At 68.9% G+C, this 21652-nt stretch carries 20 protein-coding genes and 1 riboswitch; of the genes, 10 read left to right on the top strand and 10 right to left on the bottom strand.

Annotated elements, in window-relative coordinates:
- A complete protein-coding gene (locus tag AOZ06_RS06555) occupies positions 1 to 1329 on the bottom strand; it encodes a sensor histidine kinase (protein WP_054288602.1) in 1329 nt (442 codons plus the stop codon).
- Positions 1326 to 2030: a response regulator transcription factor gene (locus AOZ06_RS06550; RefSeq protein WP_054288601.1), complete on the bottom strand. Its 705-nt coding sequence runs from the start codon at positions 2028 to 2030 to the stop codon at positions 1326 to 1328. The genes AOZ06_RS06555 and AOZ06_RS06550 overlap by 4 nt, the downstream gene beginning before the upstream one ends.
- A gap of 138 nt (positions 2031 to 2168) precedes the next feature.
- Here AOZ06_RS06550 and AOZ06_RS06545 point away from each other — a divergent pair, with 138 nt between their 5' ends.
- The 3 genes from AOZ06_RS06545 to AOZ06_RS06535 are packed head-to-tail and all read left to right on the top strand — an operon-like array spanning position 2169 to position 5076.
- On the top strand, positions 2169 to 3287 hold the full coding sequence (locus AOZ06_RS06545) for a LolA family protein (protein ID WP_054288600.1): 1119 nt from the start codon (positions 2169 to 2171) through the stop codon (positions 3285 to 3287).
- Positions 3284 to 4249, top strand: a complete 966-nt coding sequence (locus tag AOZ06_RS06540; protein WP_054288599.1) for an ABC transporter ATP-binding protein — start codon at positions 3284 to 3286, stop codon at positions 4247 to 4249. Before AOZ06_RS06545 ends, AOZ06_RS06540 begins: the two co-directional genes overlap by 4 nt.
- On the top strand, positions 4246 to 5076 hold the full coding sequence (locus AOZ06_RS06535; RefSeq protein ID WP_054288598.1) for an ABC transporter permease: 831 nt from the start codon (positions 4246 to 4248) through the stop codon (positions 5074 to 5076). Before AOZ06_RS06540 ends, AOZ06_RS06535 begins: the two co-directional genes overlap by 4 nt.
- A 25-nt stretch (positions 5077 to 5101) precedes the next feature.
- On the opposite strand, the gene AOZ06_RS06530 is transcribed toward AOZ06_RS06535, so the two are convergent.
- The 3 genes from AOZ06_RS06530 to AOZ06_RS06520 all read right to left on the bottom strand — a co-directional run bounded on the left by AOZ06_RS06530 (position 5102) and on the right by AOZ06_RS06520 (position 8648).
- A complete protein-coding gene (locus AOZ06_RS06530; protein WP_054288597.1) occupies positions 5102 to 6109 on the bottom strand; it encodes an ABC transporter ATP-binding protein in 1008 nt (335 codons plus the stop codon).
- Complete coding sequence (locus AOZ06_RS06525) at positions 6109 to 7620, bottom strand: ABC transporter permease (protein WP_083472570.1); 1512 nt, start codon at positions 7618 to 7620, stop codon at positions 6109 to 6111. Before AOZ06_RS06525 ends, AOZ06_RS06530 begins: the two co-directional genes overlap by 1 nt.
- A gap of 20 nt (positions 7621 to 7640) precedes the next feature.
- Complete coding sequence (locus AOZ06_RS06520) at positions 7641 to 8648, bottom strand: thiamine ABC transporter substrate-binding protein (protein ID WP_054288595.1); 1008 nt, start codon at positions 8646 to 8648, stop codon at positions 7641 to 7643.
- Positions 8645 to 8759: riboswitch (TPP riboswitch) on the bottom strand. Its footprint overlaps the gene before it by 4 nt.
- A gap of 24 nt (positions 8760 to 8783) precedes the next feature.
- On the opposite strand from AOZ06_RS06520, the gene AOZ06_RS06515 reads away from it, so the two are divergent.
- Together AOZ06_RS06515 and AOZ06_RS06510 are read left to right on the top strand one after the other, a co-directional pair.
- Positions 8784 to 9086 (top strand): 4a-hydroxytetrahydrobiopterin dehydratase, encoded by a 303-nt coding sequence (locus AOZ06_RS06515; RefSeq protein ID WP_054288594.1) that lies wholly within the window; start codon positions 8784 to 8786, stop codon positions 9084 to 9086.
- Between the two features lie 554 nt (positions 9087 to 9640).
- Positions 9641 to 11002: a M28 family metallopeptidase gene (locus AOZ06_RS06510; RefSeq protein WP_054288593.1), complete on the top strand. Its 1362-nt coding sequence runs from the start codon at positions 9641 to 9643 to the stop codon at positions 11000 to 11002.
- Between the two features lie 56 nt (positions 11003 to 11058).
- On the opposite strand, the gene AOZ06_RS57635 is transcribed toward AOZ06_RS06510, so the two are convergent.
- The gene (locus AOZ06_RS57635) at positions 11059 to 11211 is read right to left on the bottom strand and encodes a hypothetical protein (protein WP_169798870.1); all 153 of its coding nucleotides are present in this window, start codon (positions 11209 to 11211) and stop codon (positions 11059 to 11061) included.
- A gap of 396 nt (positions 11212 to 11607) precedes the next feature.
- Here AOZ06_RS57635 and AOZ06_RS06505 point away from each other — a divergent pair, with 396 nt between their 5' ends.
- On the top strand, positions 11608 to 12057 hold the full coding sequence (locus tag AOZ06_RS06505) for a hypothetical protein (RefSeq protein WP_054288592.1): 450 nt from the start codon (positions 11608 to 11610) through the stop codon (positions 12055 to 12057).
- 30 nt (positions 12058 to 12087) lie between these two features.
- Here AOZ06_RS06505 and ychF read toward each other — a convergent pair whose 3' ends face one another.
- Complete coding sequence (gene ychF, locus AOZ06_RS06500; protein WP_054288591.1) at positions 12088 to 13161, bottom strand: redox-regulated ATPase YchF; 1074 nt, start codon at positions 13159 to 13161, stop codon at positions 12088 to 12090.
- A gap of 148 nt (positions 13162 to 13309) precedes the next feature.
- Between ychF and AOZ06_RS06495 the strand changes: the two genes are divergently transcribed.
- Both AOZ06_RS06495 and AOZ06_RS06490 read left to right on the top strand, forming a co-directional pair.
- Positions 13310 to 14749 carry an AlkA N-terminal domain-containing protein gene (locus AOZ06_RS06495; RefSeq protein ID WP_054288590.1) on the top strand — a complete coding sequence of 480 codons (1440 nt, stop codon included), beginning with the start codon at positions 13310 to 13312 and terminating at the stop codon, positions 14747 to 14749.
- Entirely contained in the window at positions 14746 to 15237 is a 492-nt protein-coding gene (locus AOZ06_RS06490; protein ID WP_054288589.1) for a methylated-DNA--[protein]-cysteine S-methyltransferase, read from the top strand. Before AOZ06_RS06495 ends, AOZ06_RS06490 begins: the two co-directional genes overlap by 4 nt.
- Position 15238: 1 nt before the next feature.
- Here the strand turns inward: AOZ06_RS06490 and AOZ06_RS55940 are convergent, their stop codons facing one another.
- From AOZ06_RS55940 to AOZ06_RS06480, 3 genes are read right to left on the bottom strand one after another with little or no spacing between them, the layout of a single operon-like run.
- Positions 15239 to 15391, bottom strand: coding sequence for a hypothetical protein (locus AOZ06_RS55940; RefSeq protein ID WP_157232872.1), 153 nt, complete (start codon positions 15389 to 15391; stop codon positions 15239 to 15241).
- Positions 15392 to 15413: 22 nt separating this feature from the next.
- Positions 15414 to 18371, bottom strand: coding sequence for an AAA family ATPase (locus AOZ06_RS06485; protein WP_054288588.1), 2958 nt, complete (start codon positions 18369 to 18371; stop codon positions 15414 to 15416).
- Positions 18368 to 19519 (bottom strand): metallophosphoesterase family protein, encoded by a 1152-nt coding sequence (locus AOZ06_RS06480; protein ID WP_054288587.1) that lies wholly within the window; start codon positions 19517 to 19519, stop codon positions 18368 to 18370. Before AOZ06_RS06480 ends, AOZ06_RS06485 begins: the two co-directional genes overlap by 4 nt.
- Before the next feature lie 122 nt (positions 19520 to 19641).
- Here AOZ06_RS06480 and rmuC point away from each other — a divergent pair, with 122 nt between their 5' ends.
- Together rmuC and AOZ06_RS06470 are read left to right on the top strand one after the other, a co-directional pair.
- Positions 19642 to 20640, top strand: coding sequence for a DNA recombination protein RmuC (rmuC, locus tag AOZ06_RS06475; protein ID WP_054296457.1), 999 nt, complete (start codon positions 19642 to 19644; stop codon positions 20638 to 20640).
- Positions 20641 to 20801: 161 nt separating this feature from the next.
- Positions 20802 to 21638 carry a DUF6542 domain-containing protein gene (locus tag AOZ06_RS06470; protein ID WP_054288586.1) on the top strand — a complete coding sequence of 279 codons (837 nt, stop codon included), beginning with the start codon at positions 20802 to 20804 and terminating at the stop codon, positions 21636 to 21638.
- The last annotated feature ends 14 nt before the right edge of the window (positions 21639 to 21652 follow it).

Raw genomic sequence — 21652 nt, 5'->3', positions numbered from 1 at the left:
TCACAGGGACTTCCAGCGGACCTGGAACCGCGCGCCGCCGTCCGGCGATTCGGTGACCAGGACGGATCCGCCGCGCCTGCGGACAAGCTCGGCGACGAGGGCGAGACCGAGACCGGAGCCACCGGTCTGTCTCGCCCGGTCGTCCTGCACGCGGTAGAACCGGTCGAACACCTTCTCCCGGTGCTCCGGCGCGACCCCGGGGCCGTCGTCGTCCACGACCAACCGGATCAGCCCACCAGCGGGCAGCACCGCCACGGTGACCTGCGCACGTGCGTAGCGCACGGCGTTGCGCAGCAGGTTGTCCAGTACGAGATCCACTTCGGCCGGTGCGGCGAGCACCCACGCCGACCCGATCGGCGCCTGCAGCACCACTCGCGGCGATTCGCTGCCACACCGGGAAATCGCGGCACCGGCGGCGGTCACGAGGTCGACCGGCTGAGCCGTCGGCAACTCCCCCGCGTCCGACCGGGCGAGGGTGAGCAGCCCGTCGACCAATGTGGACAGCCGCTCGGACTCCTGCACGATGTCCGCGAGAACCTCTTGGGACAGAACGGGATCCGGGTTGGCGACGGCCACTTCGGCCTGGACCCGGATGGACGCGACCGGCGAGCGCAGCTCGTGCGCGGCGTCGCCGGTGAACCGGCGCAGCCGTTCGGTCGCCTCGTCGCGGCGGTCGAGCAAACCGTTGAGCGCACCGGCCAGCGAACGCAACTCGTCGTGCGAGTCGGGCAGCGGCAACCGTTGCCCGGCAGGCAAACGAGCGGCCGCCAGCCGCATCCGTTCCACCGGCCGCAGCGACGACCGCACGGAGAACCACGTGGCGATCCCGGTCGCGGCCGCGCCGAGCAAACCGGCGATCAGCAGCCAGTTCAGGCCGTGCCGCTGCGCTTCCTCGTAGCCGGACAGGCCGGTTCCCGCGACGACGAGGCGTTGTGCGCCGTTCGGCGCGGTGACGACCGTGCCGATCCACCTGGTCGGCGGCTCGTCGTCGAACTGGGTCACCGGTTCGGCGCCCTTCAGCTCGCGGATGACCCATTCCTCAAGGCCGGGACCGGGCAGGCCGTCCTGCGGCGCTCCTGCCGTGTCCAGCACCCTGACCTGCACGTACGGCGTGCTCGGGTGGGGCATGCGGCCTGCTTCGACCTCGGTGATCGCGGCGTCGAGGATCGGCCGCAGCTCACGGTCGGTCGACGAGATCAGCAGCCCGCCGATCCCCCGCCCGGACAACCAGGCCAGCCCGAGCAGGATGGCCAGGGTCGCCGCGGTGGCCATGGTCGCGATCCGGAACCGGATGGACCGCCGGAACCAGGCCTCCTTGAGTTTTCTCATGTCCCCAGCACGGCGTCGATCTCGCCGGTGGACGCCAGGTAGCCGTGGCCGCGCACAGTGCGGACGATCGAGCCCGCGCCGACCGCTTCCAGCTTGCGCCGCAGGTAGCCGACATACACCTCGACGGCGTTGCGTGTCGCCGCCTGCTCGTCGCCCCAGACCGCTCTGAGCAACTCGTCCTTGGTCACCACCGAGCCCGCCCGGCTGGCCAGGACGTCCAGCACGGCGAACTCGCGCGGGCTCAGCGACACGGGCTCGCCGGCCATGCTGACCTGCCGGGACGCCCGGTCCACCACGAGCTCGCCCAGCCGCAGCCGCTGACCGGACCCCTCGACCGAGCCGCGTCTGAGCAGCGCCCGCACCTGGGCGACGAGCACCACGAAGGAGAACGGTTTGACCAGGTAGCCGTCGGCGCCGAGGTCGAGGCCGTCGGCCTGGTCGATCTCACCGTCCTTTGCCGACACCAGCAGCACGGGCGTGCGGACGCCTTCGGCGCGCAACGCCTGCAACACGCGATAACCGGACAAACCGGGCAGCATGATGTCGAGCAGGATGGCGTCGAACGAGCCGGTCCGCGCGACGTGCAGCGCGCTCGGGCCGTCCGAGGCCACCACGACGTCCATCCCTTCCGCGGTCAGGCCGCGTTGCAGGGCCCGGCGCACGCCCGGCTCGTCGTCAACCACAAGAACCCGAGGTCTCACGCGGACAGCATGCCCGTCTCCCAGCTTCACAGCCGGGATTTCTGAGCTTTCTCTCAGTGTCTCAGCCTCATCTCAGCAGCCGCCGGGCAGTCTCTGTGGTGCGGGAACAACACATGACGCGAAAACGGGGAGAGACGGATGAACACCAAGAAGGCGGCACTGGCCGTCGCGGGGGCGGGCGTTCTCGCCGGCGTGGTCGGGCTTGGCGTGCTCGCCATCCCCGCCGGAGCCGACGAGCCGCCGCCCGTGCTGCCCCAGATCAGCGCCGACCAGCTGGTCGAGTCGGTCGCGAACGCCAAGATCCCCGCACTTGCGGGAAAGGTGTCCGCGACGGAGAACCTCGGCCTGCCGATCAAGCTGCTCGACGGCATCGGGTCGGCGTCGGTCTGGTCGGACGGCCAGAACCGGTTCAGGGCCACCCTGCCGGGCAAGTCCTCGGAGAAGACCTTCGTCGAGGACGGCGGCACGCTCTGGTCCTGGGACTCGCAGAAGAACACGGTCACCAAGTTCGACCACGGTGAGAAGGCCGCGGCGGACAAGGTGCCCGGCAAGGACCTCGCGACCATCGGCAAGGACGTGCTGACCCAGGTCCGCAAGTACAGCGACGTGAAGGTGGACGGCACCGCTCGCGTGGCCAAGCGCCCCGCGTACGAGCTGGTCGTGACGCCGAAGCCGACCGAGCGGACGCTGCTGCGGGAGATCCGGGTCGCGGTCGACTCGGAGACCAGGCTGCCGCTGCGCCTGCAGGTGCTGGCCAACGGCCAGGCCGACCCGGCGCTGAAGGTCGAGTTCACCGAGCTGAACGTCGGCGCGCAGGACGCCAAGCTGTTCCAGTTCACGCCGCCGCAGGGCGCGACCGTGAAGGAAGCCACCAAGGGCGACCACAAGCCTAAGGACCCGGCCGAGGCGCGCAAGGGCTTCCAGGACCTGATCAGCAGCCTGAACCTCAAGACGGTCGGCGACGGCTGGGACACCACGCTGGTGGCCAAGCTGCCCGGTGACCTGAACTCGGTGATCGGCAAGGCGCAGGAGCACGGTCAGGCACAGGGCCGCGGCCCGGGTGGTTTCGGCGGCGGCAAGGGCTTCGACGTCACCTCGCTGCTGAAGACCTTCGGCAAGGAGACCTCGGGCCCGTGGGGCACCGGGTACGTTTTCTCGACGAAGGTGGCGACCGCGCTGGTGACCACCGACGGCCGGGTGGCGATCGGCGCTGTCCCGGAGCAGGTGCTCACCGAGGCAATCGGACAGGTTAAGTGACGTTCGCTGAAGCGCAAGCAGGGGTGGGCACGGCCGACGCCGTGCCCACCCCTGTGCTGGCCGCCAGGACCAGGGGCCTTCGCAAGCTCTACCGCAACACCGTCGCGGTCGACCACGTCGACCTGGACGTCCCGGAAGGCGCGGTGCTGGGCATGCTCGGCCCGAACGGGTCGGGCAAGACCACGACCATCCGGATGATGCTCGGCCTGACCACGCCGACCGCAGGCGAGATCGAGCTGTTCGGCGCGCGGCTGCCCGAAGCGGCCCAGTCCGTGTTGCCGCAGGTCGGCGCCCTGGTCGAAGGACCGGGATTCCACCCGTTCCTGTCCGGGCGGGAGAACCTGCTGCGCTGCGCGGCGGCCGAGCCGCTGCTGGAGTCCGCCGCGATCGCCAACGCGGTCGACGACGCGCTGGAGCGAGTCGGCCTGGGGGCCGCGGCGAACCGCCGCTACCGCGGCTACTCGCTCGGGATGAAACAACGCATGGGCCTGGCCGCGGCGCTGCTCGTGCCGCGCCGGTTCGTGGTGCTGGACGAACCGACCAACGGCCTCGACCCGGCCGGGACGCGGGAGGTGCGCGGGGTGATCGCGGACCTGCACGCCGCCGGGACGACCGTCCTGGTGTCGTCGCACCTGCTGTCCGAAGTGGAAGCCACGTGCACGCACGTCGCCGTGCTGCACCAGGGCAACGTGGTCGCCCAGGGCGAGCTCAAGGACATGCTCGAAGCCTCCAACGCCGGCCTGCTGGTGTCCACACCGGAAGTCACGGCCGCGGTCGACGCGCTGCGGGACAACCGGATCCCGGCTCGTGCCGTGCCGGACGGCCTGCTGGTCGACCTCGCGTCCACCACCGCGCCCGAGGTCGTGGCGACGTTGGTGCGTGCCGACATACCTGTCCACGAGGTGCACAAGCAGCGGACCGGTCTCGAAGACCTCTTCGCCCAGCTCACGGAGACGTCATGACAGCACCCGTGCGCGCCCCGATCGGCCGCTTGCTGCGTTCCGAGCTGCGCTGGATCTACCGGCGGCCCAGGACGTTGATCCTGCTCGGCCTGCTCGCGCTCTACCCGATCCTGTTCGGCGTCGGCACGCAACTGGTCGACGCGCCGATCCGGGCCAACGGCGACCAGTCGATCGTCGCGGCCGTCGCGGGCAACGCGCTCATGCTGCCGGTGATCGTGCTGTCCACCACGATGATCTTCTTCCTGCCGCTCGGCACGACCATGACGGCGTCCGACGCGTTGGCCGGTGAGGCGTCCCACGGCACGCTGCGCGGCCTGCTGCTCGCGCCCGTCAGCCGGGCGAGGCTGCTGGCGGTCAAGGCTTTCGGCGTCGCGGTGGTGTCCGCCGCCGCCGCACTGATGACCTCGCTGATCGCGTTCGTCACCGGGTTGATCATCGCGGGTCCGGGCAGCTTGGTGTCCATCTCCGGCGCGACGCTGCCGGTCGGCGAGGGCCTGTGGCGGGTCCTGCTGGCCACCGGCTGGGTGATCGTGCAGATGTGGGCGATCGGCGCGATCGCGCTCGCGGTGTCCGCGTCGACCGAGCACCCGCTGCTGGTGCTGGCGTCGGTGATCGGCGGGTTGTTCGTGTTCGGCCTGCTCAGCTCGATCCCGGTGCTCGACTGGATGCACCCGTTCCTGATCACCCAGAGCTGGGACTCGATCGTGGACGTCCTGCGCGACCCGGTGCCGTCCGAAGGCCTGGTGACCGGGTTGCTGCGGGCGGTCTGCTACATCCTGATCGGCTACTCACTCGCCCTCGCCCGAATGGTCACCAAAGACTCGTGAGTGGTTGGTCCGGTTAGAACCGGACTTACCGCTCACGAGGTCCGAGCAGGGCACATCCGTCCGGTTCGAGCCGCAGGCGCACGGGTTCGCCTGGCTGGGGTGCGGCCGTGATGCTCGCGACCGCGTCCACTTCCCGGTGTTCGAGTTTCACCAGCAGGCGCACGTGGTCACGGCGGTGCACGCGTCCGCTCACCTCGCCCTCGATCGGGCCGTCCGGGTCCGCGACGAGCGCGTTGGGGCGCAGCCCGATCTTGTGGTCGCCGTCCGGCGCCCACGGCAGCGCGATCTCGCCGAAGTCGGTCACGGCTGTCCCGTTGGCGACGTCCGCGTCCAGGATCAGGCCACAGCCGAGGAAAGTCGCCGTCTGCTCATCGACGGGATACCGCCAGACCTCGTCCGCCGTGCCCGTCTGGACGATCCTGCCCTGGCGCATCAGGGCGACCCGGTCGGCCAGCGTGAACGCCTCGTCGTGGTCGTGCGTGACCACGAGCGCGGACGTACCCGTTTTCCTGAGCAATCGGGCCAGGTCGATGGCGAGTTGTTCCCGCAGTGCGCGGTCCAGCGCGCTGAGGGGCTCGTCCAGCAGGAGCAGGCGTGGTTGCGGAGCAAGCGCTCGGGCAAGCGCCACCCGTTGCTGCTCGCCGCCGGACAGTTCGGTGACCTTCCTGCGCTGGTAACCGCTCAGGCCGACCAGCTCAAGCAGCTCGTCCACCCGGTGCGGGTCGTCGATCCGGTGCATCCGCAGGCCGAACCGGACGTTCCCGGCGACGTCGCGGTGCGGGAAGAGCTGACCGTCCTGGAAGACCAGGCCGATGCCGCGTTTGTGCACCGGCGCCGAGGTCAGGTCCTGCTCGCCCCACCGGATCGTGCCTTCGACCTGGGATTCGAGACCCGCGACGGCCCGCAGCAGCGTCGATTTCCCGCACCCGGACGGACCGAGCAGGGCGACGACCTCGCCGTCACCGATGTCGAGGCTCACGTCGTCGACGGCCGTGAACTGACCGAATCGGACGGTCAGGTTCCTGATCCGCATCAGAACTCCTCCACCGTGGTCCGGAAACGCTCGATCAGCACGGCGACCGCGACCGTCACCACCACGAGCAACGTGCAGGCCGCGTACGCCATCTGGTTGTTGAGCTCACCGGGGCGCGAGATCAGCCTGCCGATCGCGATCGGCAGGGTCGGCGCGTCCGGCCTGGCGAGGAAGCTCGTCGCGCCGAACTCCCCGAGCGCGACGACGTACCCGAACGCAGCGGCCGTCACCAGCGACCGCCCGGCCAGCGGCACGTCCACTTCGAGCCACACCCGCCACGGGCTCGCGCCGAGCGTCCCGGCGGCCTGCCGCAGCCGGTCGTCGATGGACCGCAGGACAGGCAACAGGATCCGGATGATCAACGGGGTGACCACGATCGCCTGTGCGAGCGGGACGAGCAGCGGTGACGTCCGCAGGTCACCGGGCAGCGCGTCGAGCGTGATCAGGTAACCGAACCCGACCGTGACGGCCGACACGCCAAGCGGCAGCATCATCGCCACGTCGACGAGCTCGGCGGTCTTTCCCAGCCGCATCAACGCGATCGACGACAGCACGCCGAGGACGAGCGCCAGCACCGTCGCGTCGGTCGCCGTGCTCATCGAGTTCAGCGCGGCCCGGAATCCGGTCACTTCCAAGCTGTTGTCGTGACCAGTGCTGGACAGTGCGCGGAAACCCTCGACACTGGCCTGGCCGATCAGGTTGACGATCGGGGTCAGCAGCAGCGCGATCACGACGTAGGCCGCACCCACCACGAACCACTCACCGCCGACCGGCCTGCGCGCGGTTTCCTTGCTGCCACTGAGTTTCAGCGCCGCCTGCCGCCTCTTGCGCGCCACCGCACCGATCACCAGCGCGGTGACGACCGCCGCCAGCTGGAGGATCGACAACGCAGCCGCGCCAGGCAGGTCGAACAGCTGCACAGTCCGCAGGTAGATCTCGGTTTCCAGTGTCCGGTACTCGGCGCCACCGAGGATGAGCACGACACCGAAACTGGTGGAGCAGAACAGGAAAACCACTGCCGCGGCCGACCCGATCGCCGGTGTCAGCGCGGGCAGCGTGACAGCGGTGAACGCACGGAGTCTCGTCGCGCCAAGGGCTCGTGCCGCGTCCTCGGCGCGCCGGTCGATGCTCGCCCAGAGACCGCTGACCGTCCGCGCGACCACAGCGACGTTGAAGAACGCGTTGGCCAGGATGATCGACCAGACACCGCCGTCCGGCATGAGACCGCGGAACGCAAGGCCCACAACGACAGCCGGCAGCACGAACGGAACGAGCACGATCGCCTGCACCAGCCCGCGTCCGGGCAGCTTGCACCGGGCGAGCAGGAACGCCAACGGCATCCCGGCGACGATGGCGACCACAGTGGACGCAGCCGCCTGGCCGAGCGTGAACCCGACAAGACTCCACGTGTCCGCACTGGTCAACGTGTCGACCAGCCGGGCACGCAGACCGAGGCCGATGATCGCGACCACCGGCCATGCGAAGAACAAGGTGAGGAACGCCAGTGGCACCAAGGCCACCAGCGCGACCCCTAGCCTTGGACGAGCGAGCGCCACTGGTTGACCCAGTTCTCCCGGTCGCGGTCGACCTCCTGCGCGGGCAGCGTCGCCTCGGGGTCACCCGGCAACGGCGCCGACTTCTGCCACGCCTCGGGCAGCGCGACACCCTCGCGTACCGGGTAGACGTACATCTGGTCCGGCACCTCGGACTGGAACTGCTGGGAAAGCATGAAGTCCAGGACCTTCTTGGCGCCGTCGGCGTTCTTGGCGCCCTGGATCACACCGGCGTACTCGATCTGGCGGTAGCAGGTGTCCAGGAGGGCCTTGGTGTCCGGCGTGGCCGCCGGGCTGGACGCGTAGGAGACAACGAGCGGCTTCGTGCCCTTGCCCGTGCCGGAGAACTCCTGGTTGTAGGCCTCCTCCCAGCCGCTGACGACCTTGACGCCGTTGGCCTTGAGCCGCGTCCAGTAGTCCTTCCAGCCGTTCTCGCCGAAGTGCATGACCGTGCCCAGCAGGAACGCCAAGCCGGGCGACGACGTCGCCGGGCTCTCGACGACCAGCATGTCCTTGTACTTCGGGTCAGCGAGATCCTCGAACGACCTCGGCTCGGGCACGCCCTTCAAACCGGAGCTGTGCACGTTGACGCACACGTCACCGATGTCGACGGCGGTCAGCCGGTTGGTGTCGTCGACCTGGTAGCGCTTGTTGGCGTCCGGGCTCTGATAGGCCTGGAACACGTTCTCGTTGAGCGCCCGTGAGGCGAACGTGGAGTCGACGCCGAACGCGATGTCGCCGATCGGATTGGCCTTGGTGAGCACGAGCTGGTTGGTCAACGCGCCCGCGTCACCCGACTTGCGGACCTCGACGGTGATCCCGCTGGTCCGCTGGAACTCGTCGAGCAGCTCCTTGCGGACGTTGAACGAGTCGTGGGTGACCAGCGTGACCTTCTGGCCCTGCGGGCCGCTCGGCTTCTGCTCGGTCGCGAGCGAACACCCCGCGGCCGTGACCAGCACGAGCAGGGCGACTACGGCTCTCCGCACTACACATCCTCCCGTCCCTGCGCCGGCATTACCCGGATCAGGTTCATACGGTCGAGGGCTGGTTCGCCCTCCTCTCAGCCCGGACGACACCGGACTCCCGTGGCAGAACCGTGAGCATAGAGGCACCATGGACACATGGCCGAACTGCTGACCGATGACGAGCTGACCTCGGCGCTGGAGCACCTGCCCTCCTGGCGGCGCGACGGGTCGGCCATCGTGCGGACCGTGGAACTCGACAGCTTCCCGCAGGCGATCCAGGTGGTGAACCGGATAGCGGAGATAGCGGAGAACGACGACCACCACCCGGACATCGACATCCGCTGGCGCACGCTGACCTTCGCACTGAGCACCCACTCGGCGGGTGGCCTGACCGCGAAGGACACCGCGCTGGCGACCGAGATCGACTCGGTCATCGAAACTGTCAGACCCCAGGAGTAGCGTAAAAATCGGGGGTCCCCCTGGGGAATTGGTGATGCGGTGCCGCACGCCGTACGCCAGCCGGGGCAGCGGAGAGCAGCCAGCGCGTGCCCGCCAAGTCCGGCCGTGAAGCACTGCTGGACCAGCGGTCTGGACGGCGGTGAAGCGCGCCACATGCCAGTCAAGCCGAGCACTGGAGCACGCGCACCAGCCAGCCGCGCGGAAAGTGCACAGCGAGCCGCGTGGCTCGGCGGAAGTGAACGCAGAACCTGGCCGTGGCGGGTGGCACGGCGACCGCGCCGGATGCCGGAACCAGTGCCCCACCTGCAGCAACACCGGAACTGTCGTACCCCTCCGGTAACGTGAAAATCGGGGGTCCCCCCGGCGGATTGCTGTTGTGGTGGAAGCTGCGCGCAAGGGGGCCGGGTGTGACTGTGTGCGTCGGTTTCGTCACCGGATTTGCCCTCGTACCGCCGTCGACCTGCGGGTAAAAGAGCCGTTCGGAGGTTGTTCACGCCCGGAACATGCCGTTTAGCTACCTGAATGGGGGGATTCACGGAAGCGAGGGATGATTCATGGCTGATCTGAGCAGACGCCGGGTGTTCACCGGCGCGGTGGCACTGGCCGGAGCTGCGACGATCGGACTCAATCCGGTGGCTGCCGCGCAGGCGACGAGGCAACGGACCGGCGCGCAGAACGCGCCGTCGCTGGACTTCGGTGACTTCCCGGTCGTCGCGCGTGTGCGGGCACGCCGCGCATTGGAACACCTGCGTGTCCTGAGCGACAAGATCGGCCCGCGCATCGCAGGCACCCAGGGGGAGCTGCGCGCCAAGGACTACATCGCACGCGTGCTGCGCGACCTGCGCTACCAGGTCTCTTTGCAGCCCTTCCCGATCGACGACAAGTTCCTCGGCTCGCTGCGGGTCGGCAAGGACACGTGGCAGATGGGTTCGTCGCCGCAGGGCCTCGCGGACGTGACGCGTGAAGGCATCGTCGTGGACGCCGGTGACGGCTCAGCGGTGCCGGCCGACGTGACGGGCAAGATCGTGCTCATCGCGGCCGTGACGAACATCGCGGACGCGTACCTGACTGCGGCACAGCGAGGTGCGGCCGCTGTGCTGATCGGCCGGATCGGGCCGGACCCGTTGCGCAGGCTGTCGGCGTTCTCGCCGACCCTGCCGACGCCGGTGACCATCCCGGTGCTCGGCCTGGCGCAGGTGCACGTCGAGCGGCTGCGTGAACGCCTGGCGAAGGGCACGGTGAAGGTCAGCGCGTCCACGGTCCGGCACAGGAATCTGACGTCCTGCAACGTGATCGCGGAACGCCCGGCGACGTTCCCGAACCGGGACAACAAAGTCGTCATGGTGACCGCGCACTACGACAGCGTGCCCGGCTCCCCCGGCGCCAACGACGACGGCAGCGGAACAGTGCTGTGCCTGGAGCTGGCGCGGGTGCTGCGCTACTTGCCGACCAACAAGGCGATCCGCTTCGCACTGTGGGGCGCGGAGGAGTACGGCCTGATCGGCTCGCGCTACTACGTGTCCCAGCTGTCCGAACCGGACATCAAACGGATCAGCGGGACGTTCCAGAACGACATGGTCGCGACAGCCTACGACCCGGCGCACATCTACTGGCTGCTGTCGGTCGACGGAGCCAACAACGCGACGACGCAAGCCGTTGCGGCGGCAGCGAAACGGCTCGGCTACGAGCCGAGGACGAAGGGCCCGGTCGCGCGAGGTTCGAGCGACCACGTGCCGTTCCACGAAAAAGGCATTCCCGCCGCCAACTTCAGCTGGCGCGGGGAAGGCGGCCCGGCATTGCTCGAGCCGACCTACCACACACCGGAAGACACCATCGAGGACAACATCAGCCTTGAGCGCCTTCAGGTTTCACTCGAACTGATCGGCTCGGCGGCATACGACCTACTGCGGCACTGACGTGAACACCAAGGACCCCTGCCGGTCTTTCCACCGGCAGGGGTCCTTGGTCACGATCAGTAATAAGTCTTGCGGCCGAGCGGACGGCCGACAGCACCGAGAATAGTGAGGATCAGGCCCACCACCAGCAGGATCCCGCCGATCGTCGTCAGGATCGAGATACTGGTCAATAAGCCGATGACGAGCAGGATCGCACCGAGAATGATCATGACACCTCCATTGGGGACACCTAAGGAGTTACCAGCGAGGTCGAGTTCGAAACCTGTGCGAACGCTGCGATCAACATCATTCGAACAGCGTCACCGAAAGGCCCAACCGATTGCGCCGAATGCCATTCGAGCCTGCGTCACTTCACCTGCTGATTGATTCCGCCGACCGCCTGACGCAGGCAATTGATCCGAACGGGTAGGAGTACGGGTCCCGTCGCGACAACCACACACCTGCCCTATGGTGAGCAATGGCTTACGGGGAGTAACAGCCAAAGGGGTGGGGCGTGTCGACCCCCCGAACGCCTTCACCGAGGAAGCGGGCAACTGGCAGAAGGCAGCCGACGGCATCCGGGACCGCGGCGACGACCTCGACCAAAAGACCAGGAAGCTCGAGGGGTGGAACGGCGCCGCGCCGACGCGGCGAAGACCGAACTCACCGGATACCGCAGAGCGAACAAGCGGGCTGAGCAGTACCCGCAGGACGCGGCCTCGAGCCTGAACCCACCACCGCGACTCGAACTGCTGTCCCGATTCGACGACACCGAATGCAATGACCCCAGCGACAACGGGCCGCGGGGCCGCGTCTACGTCAGCCGGGACTACTGGCTGCGAGACGTCCCGCGTGAGCGCAACGCGGAGGTCGCCGAAGCCCTCGTGCGATGGTGGACGAGCCACGACTTCGTCGTCCTGTCCGACAAGCGGCCGAAGGAGAACTGGATCTCCGTCGTGAACAAGAACGACGGTTTCAGCACGTCGATCCAGGAATCCGCGAACGGCGACCTTTCGCTGGGCGCCACGTCGCCCTGTGTCTGGCCGAACGGAACACCCGCTCCGAAGCCCGGGTAGGGCAGCGCCCACCCGGGTCACGCCTTCGCGTCAGACGTTGAAGCGGAACTCCACGACGTCGCCGTCGGCCATGACGTAGCCCTTGCCTTCCATCCGGACCTTGCCGGCGGACTTGGCGGCGGCCATCGAGCCGGCGGCGACGAGGTCGTCGTACGACACGATCTCGGCTTTGATGAAGCCGCGCTCGAAGTCGGTGTGGATGACGCCTGCCGCCTGCGGCGCGGTGTCGCCTTTACGGATGGTCCACGCGCGGGATTCCTTCGGCCCTGCGGTCAGGTACGTCTGCAGGCCGAGGGTGTGGAAGCCCGCACGCGCCAGCGAGTACAGGCCGGGCTCGTCCTGGCCGATCGACTCGAGCAGTTCGCGGCGGGACTCGTCGTCGAGTTCGAGCAGTTCCGCTTCCACCTTGGCGTCGAGGAACACCGCGTCGGCCGGTGCGACCAGCTTCTCCAGCTCCGCGCGCCTCGCCGGGTCGGTCAGCACGGCCTCGTCGGCGTTGAAGACGTACAGGAACGGCTTGAGGGTCAGCAGGCTCAGCTCACGCAGCAGCGTGCTGTCGATGTCCGCGGCGAAGAGGGTCTTGCCGGAGTTGAGGATCTCCTGCGCGTTCTTGGCCGCGTCGAGGGCCGGGCGGGCTTCCTTGCGGGTGCGCGCTTCCTTCTCCAGGCGCGGCAACGCTTTCTCGAGCGTCTGCAGGTCCGCGAGGATCAGTTCGGTGTTGATCGTCTCGATGTCGCTCGACGGGTCGACCGTGCCGTCCACGTGGACCACGTCGGGGTCGTCGAAGACGCGGATCACCTGGCAGATCGCGTTGGCCTCACGGATGTTCGCCAGGAACTTGTTGCCGAGCCCCTCGCCTTCCGACGCGCCCTTCACGATGCCCGCGATGTCGACGAACGACACGGTCGCAGGCACGATCTTCTCCGACGAGAACAGCTCGGCCAGCTTGTCCAGCCGCGGGTCGGGCAGGGGGACGACGCCGACGTTCGGCTCGATCGTCGCGAACGGGTAGTTGGCCGCCAGTACGTCGTTGTTGGTCAGCGCGTTGAACAGCGTGGACTTACCGACGTTCGGCAGACCGACGATCCCAAGGGTGAGGCTCACGACGAACCAGTCTAACGACCCTCAATATAGGGCGTCAGCTATATAGTTTCCTTGTTATATTACCTGTTCAGCACGGTTCCAACGACCCGCCGACGGCAATGTCTGATTCCCGCTAGTTCGGGCCACCCGGCAGACGTACCGTCAACGTATGTTCATCGACACGGAACGCGGATACCGAGCCGTCGCATCCCGGGACCCCCGGTTCGACGGCCAGTTCATCCTGGCGGTCCGTACGACCGGGATCTACTGCAGGCCCTCCTGCCCCGCGACCACGCCCAAGCGCCGCAACGTCGAATTCTACGCGACGGCGGCGGCAGCGCAGGCGGCTGGTTACCGTGCCTGCCGCCGGTGCCTGCCGGATGCCGTGCCCGGCTCGCCGGAGTGGAATCTGCGGGCTGACCTGGCCGGACGTGCGATGCGACTGATCTCCGACGGGATCGTTGAGCGGGAAGGCGTGCCCGGCCTGGCGACACGCCTCGGCTACTCGGAGCGGCACGTCACGCGGATGCTCACGGCAGAGCTCGGCGCGAGCCCGTTGGCGCTGGCCAGGGCACACCGGGCGCATTCGGCCCGGTTGTTGATCGAGACGACGACGCTGTCGTTCGCCGACGTGGCGTTCGCCGCGGGCTTCGCGAGCATCCGGCAGTTCAACGACACGATCCGCGCCGTGTTCGCGGCGACGCCGACCCAGTTGCGGATCGGCACGAAACGTCACCGTCCACTCGCGACAGCGGGGAAGGTGAACCTGCGCTTGGCGTTCCGCCAGCCCTACGACGGAACGGGGATCGTGGACTTCCTCAAAGCCCGCGCGGTCGCGGGAGTCGAGGACGTCAACGGCGGGTACGCGCGGACGTTGCGGCTGCCGCACGGCACCGGAACAGCCTGGATGTACCCGGCGCCCGATCACGTCGACTGCACGCTGCGCTTGTCGGACATGCGTGACCTCGGCAGCGCGGTGTCCAGGCTGCGCAGGCTGTTCGACCTCGACGCGGACCCGTGCGCGGTCGACGAACTGCTGGCCAAGGACGCGGCGCTGGAGCCATGGGTGCTCAAGACACCCGGGATCCGGGTGCCGGGCAGCGTGGACGGCCCGGAGATCGTGTTGCGTGCCCTGATCGGCCAGCAGATCACGGTCGCGTCCGCCCGGACCGCGTTGAGTCGTCTCGCCGACGCGCTCGGCGAACGCCTGCAAGCACCGGACGGCACCCTGACGACACTGTTCCCCACACCTGAAGCGATCGCGGAGCACGGCGCGGAAGTGCTGACCGGCCCGCGCACGCGGATCGACGCGATCCGCACGGTCAGCGCGGCGATCGCGTCCGGCACCCTGGACGTCCACGTCGGCGCCGACCCGGACGAGCTCACCATGCAGTTGGAGATGTTCCGCGGCATCGGCCCGTGGACCTCCGGCTACGTGAAGATGCGCGTGCTGGGGGCGCCTGACATCCTGCTGCGTGGCGACGTGGCGTTGCGCAAGGGGGCGGAGAAACTCGGTATCACCGATCTCGCCGCGCGGTCCGTGGCGTGGGCGCCTTGGCGTTCGTACGCGGGCATGCACTTGTGGCGAGCAGACTTGAGGACATCATGACTGAATATTCTGTTGTGGACACCCCGATCGGTCCCTTCACCGCCGTCGTACGCGATGACGAGGTCGTCGCGTCCGGCTGGACCGGCGACGTCAACGACCTCGTCGGCCTGATCCACCCGTCCATCCGGCCCGTCGAGGTGCGGGAACGCGCGGATCTGGGCCAGGTCACCAAGGCCGTGGCCGCGTACCACTCCGGCGATGTCGGAGCCATCGAGGACATCGTGGTCAACCAGCGGTCCGGCGAGTTCATCCAGCACGCGTGGAAGGTTCTGCGGACCGTTCCGGCAGGTGCTCCCGTGACGTACGCGCAGTTCGCCGACCTCGCCGGGCGGCCATCGGCCGTGCGGGCCGCCGCCAGCGCGTGTGCACGTAACCCTGTCGCGCTCTTCGTTCCGTGCCACCGGGTTCTGCGTACCGACGGCAGCATCGGCGGTTTCCGCTGGGGCCTGCCCGCCAAGCGCTGGCTGCTAGAGCACGAAACGGTCTAGGTCATTCGGCTCGGACGAGGTGGTCCAGGTCGAGCACAATGGGGAAGGGAAACTCCAGCTTCAGCTCACTCCCGAACATCCCCACCGGGCTATAAGCGTTCGTTGGCTTGTCCAGTTCATGAACGTGCACCACGGGCTTTGCCTCGTGCTTCACGAGATCGCCGTATACACCCGGCTCAGGCGATGATCTCCAGTCTGGATCCGGAACGCGCCTTGCGCACGCGCAGCCGGACCGGGATCCGCTGACGCAGTTCCTCGACGTGGGAAACCAAGCCGACCACGCGGCCACCGGCCCGGAGTTCGTCCAAAGTGTCCATGACCTCGTCGAGGGTGTCGGCGTCGAGCGTGCCGAAACCCTCGTCGACGAACAACGTGTCCAGCAGAGCGCCGCCGGTCTCCGCCGCGACGACATCCGCCAGGCCGAGCGCCAGAGCCAGCGAGGCCAGGAAGGACTCCCCGCCGGACAAGGTCTTGGCGGGCCTGATCTTGCCCGAGTAGTCGTCGAGCACGTCCAGCCCGAGCCCGCCGCGCGTGCCGTGCGAACCGCGGGCATCGGAGTGCACGAACGAGTACCGGCCCTGGCTCATCCGCGACAGCCGCGCAGTCGCGGCGACCGCGACTTCCTCCAACCGGGCAGCCAGGACGTAGGAGCGCAGGGACATCCGGCGTGAGTTCTGCCCTCGGCCGTTCACCACGTCGGTCAGCGCGGCGAGATCCGCGTACTCCGCTTCCACCGGCTGTAGAGCGGCCCATTCCGCGCGCAACCTCGTGGCGAGGGCACGGACGTCGCGCGAGCGGCGTTCGGCCTCCCGGAGCACGGCGACTTCCGCGTCCGCGACCTCGCGGGCCCTGGCGAGCGAGGCTGCCAGTTCCTCCAGGTCCACTGAGGTTTCCGGGTCGATGTCGGCCAGGTCCGGCTCGGCCAGGGCGGCACGCGCCGCGGCTTCCTTGTTCTCCAGCGAGCTGATCATCCGGTCGAGGTCGGCGAGGCGCAGTTCGTCACGGGCGGCCTCGAGTGCGTCCGCGACCTCGGCGAATCCCGCCGAGATCGCTGCTTCGTGCACCTCGGTCTGCTGTGCTGTCAACCGCTTCGACAGCTGCTCACGCTGTCCGCGGGCGCTCAGGAGCTCGGTCACGGCCGCGGCCGAGAGCAGGACGTGTTCACGGCGTAGGCGTACGTCCGCGTATTCGCCTCGGGCCGGGTCGAGGCGTTTCTGGCGCATCTCCACGGTTTTCCCGAGTTGCTCGCGTTCGGTCCGCAGGCTCGCCAGTTCTTGTTTCGCCGCGGAGAGTTCCGCCGAGATCGACGCCGAACGCCTGTCCAGCTCCCCCACCAGGCGGCTCTGCGGTTCACGCTTCGCCGCCAGCTCCGCCGCCGCAGCGAGCAGTTTGTCCACTTCGGACAGGTCGGACGATTCGCCGCCCGCGGCGATCCGTTCCTGCAGCGCGGTCAGGTCGGCGATCGCCGCGTGGTGGGCGCGTTCCGCCGCCGCGCGCTCGTTCTGCGCGTCCTGCTCCATCGCGACGGCAGCCGCTTCCTCGGCTTCGCTGACCGCGCCGGGAACCGGGCTGGCGAGGGCCGGGTGGTCGGCCGAACCGCAGACCGGGCAGGCGTCGCCGTCCGCCAGCCCGCTCGCCAGTTCCGCCGCCATGCCGTCCAGGCGCCGGGCTCTGATCGTCAACGAGTGGTCACGGGCTTGCTGGTGCGCGTCGACGGCCTTGGTCAGGACCGCCTCCGCGCTTTTGACGCGCTCCTCCGCGTCACCGAGGCGTTCGCGCAGCTGCGCCCGCTGGGTCAGTTCCGCCTTCTTGGCCTTCAGGCCGTCGAGGCGGGCCGCCGCCTCCCGCGCCTGGGCCAGTTCCTCCGCCGCCGCTTTGATCTGCTCCGGCAACGCGACCAGTTCAGCTTCGAGGCTGGTGACCTTCTCCTCGGCCGCCCAGTCCGCGTCGATCAGCTTCGTCAGCCGCAGTTTGGCCTTCTTCTGCTGCTTGGCGTCCTCCAGCAGCTGAGCGAGGCCGCCTGCCTCCTCGGTCAGCCGGGCCGATTCCGCACGCAGGTGGGCCTCGTCGGCGTCCAGCCGCTTGAAGCCCGCTTTCGTCGCCAGGACGATCGCTTCTTCCTCGGCACGGGTGGCGTGCTCCAGTTCGACCCGCAACTGCGCCGCGCCGCGGTTGGCCACGACCACGGGCACCGCGCGCCGCGCCTTGGCGCGTTCGGCGAACCATTCCTGTTGCTGTGGACGCATCCGCTCGCACTCGGCGAGTTCGGCACGGGCGTTTCGCAGCCTCCGCACGCGATCGGCCAGTTCACGTGCCCTGGTCATCTCCTGCTCGGCTGTTGTGGCGGCCACGCCTGCCAGCTTGGCCTTCTCGCGTGCCGCCGTCTCGGCCTCGCCGAGCCGGGCCGCGACCAGGTCGAGCCACTCGCCGTCGGCGGACTGGTCCTCCGGTGGTTCGTCGCCCGCGGCCTGCGCGACCCGCGCGACCAGGCGCATCGCCCCAGCCCGGCGGCTCTCCAAGTCGCGGAAGCATTCCGTTCTGCGGTCGCGGAACCAGCGTTCGACGTCCGCGAAGCGGTACGTGCTGAACAGCTTCTCCAGCAGCTGCTCGCGTTCCTGCGTGTCCGCGCGGAGGAACCGCGCGAACTCGCCCTGTGGCAGCAGCACGACCTGGAAGAACTGCTCCGCGCTCATCCCGAGCAGGCGTTCGACCGTCCGGCTGACCTCGTCGATCCGGATCAGCCCGTCGCGCTCGTACCCGCCCGGCGGGTCCCCCAGCCACGTCAGCGACGCCCTGGCCTGCTGTTTCGTGGTTCCGTCGCCGCGCTTCTTCGGCCGCTCGTACTCCGGTCCGCGGATCAGGCGCAGCCGGTGCCCCTGCACCGTCAGCTCCAGCTTGACCTCGGTCAGCGTGTCGTTGTCCGCGTAGTCGCAACGCAGGCGCCGCGCGTCGTTGCGCACCCCCGGGACCTTGCCGAACAAGGCGAACGCGATCGCGTCGAGCAGGGTCGTCTTGCCCGCGCCGGTCTCGCCGTGCAGCAGGAACAGGCCGTCCGCGCCCAGCACGTCGAAGTCGACCGTCTCCGTGCCCGGGTACGGGCCGAAGGCGGTCACCTCCAAGCTGTGCAGCCTCATCGCTCTTTCTCGCTCTCCGCTGCGGTGACGGTCTCCAGCGCCGCACGCAACCAGCCGCTTTCGCGCTCGGACGGCCGTCCGCCACGCGCGTGCTCGACGAAACAGCACGCCACGTCAAGATCATCCCTGCCACGCACGGCTTCGCTGTAGCGCAAGGCCTCCGCGCCACGGCCACCCGCGGGCTGCCACTCCATGTGCACCGCGTACGGGAAGCGTTCTTGCAGGCGCCGCAACGCATCCACCGGTCTGATCTGGTCGGTGACCGTCACGGACAAGTAGTGCTCGTGGAACTCGTCGTTGGCCGGGTCGCCGAGCAGGTCGGCCATCAGGCCGTTGAGCTTGGCCAGTTGCCTCGGCACGGGAAGCATCCGGCGTTCGGCCCCGGCCAGTCCCGCCTCGTCGATCTCCACCAGCCACACCGACTTGTGCTGCCGCGCCTCGGAGAACGAGTACGCCAGCGGGCTGCCCGAGTACCTCAGGTGGTTCGCCAGCTCCTGCGCGCCGTGCAAGTGCCCCAGCGCGACGTAGTCGACGCCGTCGAAGGTCGACCCCGGCACCTGTTCGACGCCGCCGACCGCGATCGGCCGCTCGGAGTCGCACGCCTCGCCACCGGTCACGAACGCGTGCGCCAGCACCACCGACCGCGCCTGCCTGGTCGCGAGGTCGGCACGGATCCGCCGCATCGCCTCGGTCAGCACACCGGTGTGCCCGCGCTCGGCCGTTCCCAGCGAGTGCCTGGCGACTTCCGGTTCCAGGTAAGGGATTCCGTACAACGCGACGTCGCCGTGGTCGTCGCGCAGCAGCACCGGCCGGTCGATGTCGGGAATCCTGGTCCGCATGTGCAGACCGCCCGCCTCGGCGAACTTCCCGATCGCGCCGAGCCTCGGCGCCGAGTCGTGGTTGCCTGGCGTGATCACCAGCTGGGCGCCTGCCTCGCGGATGCGCACCAGCACGCGTTCGTACACCTGCACCGCTTCGGCCGACGGGACCGCGCGGTCGTAGATGTCGCCGGCGACCACCACGACGTCGACGCGCTCGTCGGCAACGAGGTCCGCGAGGCCGCTGAGCACCGACTCCTGGTCGGCCAGCAGGTCCGCGCCGTGGAAGGTCCGCCCCACGTGCCAGTCGGACGTGTGCAGCAACCTCATGTGACCAAGTTAGGGGTCGGCGCCGACATTCCCCGGCACCACCCCCGGCGTGTTGCCACGACAGAGTGAAATCCCCAGCTAGAACTGAACAACGGGCAAAACTGTCAGACCCCTCGGTCATGATGGCGCCCTCGACTCGGAGAAGGGACCTGACGGTGGCTTGGGCAGTGGTTGTTCTGTCCCTGCTGCTCATCGGTGCGGTGCTGGCGCTCTGGAAGCTCTACACCGACGGGATGCGGCGCACGGAGGCGGCGATGCAGCAGCTCGCGGCCGAGCGCACGCGTTCCGACGAGCAGCACACGGCGCTGCGGCGCTACGAGGTGGCGTTCGCGTCCATCTCCGGCCGCGGCGAGCTCGGCGAGCAGGTGCTCGTCGAGACGGCCAGGGCGCTCGGGTTACGGGAGGGCATCCACTTCACCCTGCAGACCGACCTGGCCGGTGGCGGCTCGGTCCGCCCGGACCTCGTCCTGCTGGTCGGCGACGGCAGGCGGGTTCCCGTTGACGCCAAGGCATCCATGGCCACGTGGGCCGAGGCGGTCGAGACGTCCGACGCGGAGGAGCGGCTCGACGCGTTGCGGGTGCACGTCCGCAACATCCGGTCGCGCGCGGCGGACCTGGCGGGCAAGGGCTACCAGCGGTGGGCCGACGCGATCTACGGAACGATCATGTTCGTCCCGTCGGACGCCGCGGTCGTCGCCGCGCTGGACACCGATCCGAACCTGTTGCGCTGGCTGCTCGACAGGCGGGTTTTCCTGTGCGGGCCAACTGGTTTCGCCGTCGTGGCGTCGGGTGCGCTGTTCGCCGCCACCGAGCGTGCGCTGGCCGCCGATGTCGAGTCCGTCCGTGCCACGGCCGCCAACGCGCACCGGATGGCGGGCGCGGCCGTCGACGCGGTCAACCTGTCCAGTACCCACCTGCAACGGTTCCTGTCCGCCCGGCGACGTGAGCTGGACGCCCTGGAGGGCTTCCGCGCGGCCGTGGGGCCGCTGACCGACGCGGCGGCCAGTCCCACCCCCATCACGGCCGTCCGGCGCGCGGACGAGGTCACGACGGGCGTTTCCGAACGGGAGGAGGAGGCGGTCGGCGATTCCTGGCACCCCAATGGCAGGTCCGTGGGGTAATAGAGAGTGACGACCGAACACGACCGAGGAGTGGTACCCGGCCAAATCAGACACAACTGAGGCTGATGGAGTGGCTGGAATCACACCGAACGGGCTAAACCCGACGGCTATTGACGGCTGGTACGACAGCCCCTACCTGCGAGCGTCTACCGTGTGGAAGCGTGACCGCCACGCGCGATCGCGACAGCGATCTTGACATGGACGCGGCAGAGGCCGCGTGGGACGAACGTCCCGTCTTCGGTAACCGTCGTGGGCTGCCTTGGTGGGGCGCCGTCCTGCTGGCGCTGCTGCTGGCCACAGCCGGTGCGGTGATCGACAAGAGCAGACTGGTCGACGACAACCAGCTGACCGGGTTCGGCCTGTACCACGCGCTGTTCCTGGCCGGATGCGTGCTGGCGGTGCTTGGTGTGCGGCGACGCAACCTGTTCGGGCCGATGGTGCAGCCCCCGTTGATCTTCGCCGTGACGTTCATCCCGGTGCAGCTGATGGGGCGGGAGCCGACCGGCGCGGCGGCCGAGTCCGGGACCAAGAAGCTGCTCTTCGAGGTCGCGCTGCCGCTGGCCAGCTCGTTCCCGTGGATGGCCGGTGCCACGGCCGCGACGATCGTGCTCGGTGTCATCCGGCTGTTCCTGCAGCGCAACCCGGACGCGCAGGCGGCGAGCTCGGACGTCGGCGAGGACGAGCGCCCCGCGCGCCGTCCCCGTGGCCGGGACAGGGACGCGGACTTCGCCGACGAGGCCCCGCCCGCCCGCCGGTCGCCCAGCCGTGACCGTGAACGCGACGGCAGCCGCAGGGAGCCCCGTGAGCGACCGCAGGCAGCCGCGGGCAGGCGTGGCGAGAATCCGCCGTCTCGCCGTCCTTCGCGGGAGCAGGAAGGCCGACGCGACCGTGGCGAGGCGCCACCGCGGCGCAACCCCCAGCGCCCCAGGGACCAGGACGGCGGTCGCCCGCGCAGCTCGCAGCAGCCGCCACGGCGCCGTCCGCGCGACGACTACTGACGTCTCGACGTGAA

It is taken from the genome of Kibdelosporangium phytohabitans (genome assembly GCF_001302585.1).
Taxonomy (GTDB): Bacteria; Actinomycetota; Actinomycetes; order Mycobacteriales; family Pseudonocardiaceae; genus Kibdelosporangium; species Kibdelosporangium phytohabitans.
The sequence above is the reverse complement of the archived record's forward strand: the minus strand, read 5'-3'. Positions and strand labels throughout refer to the sequence as shown.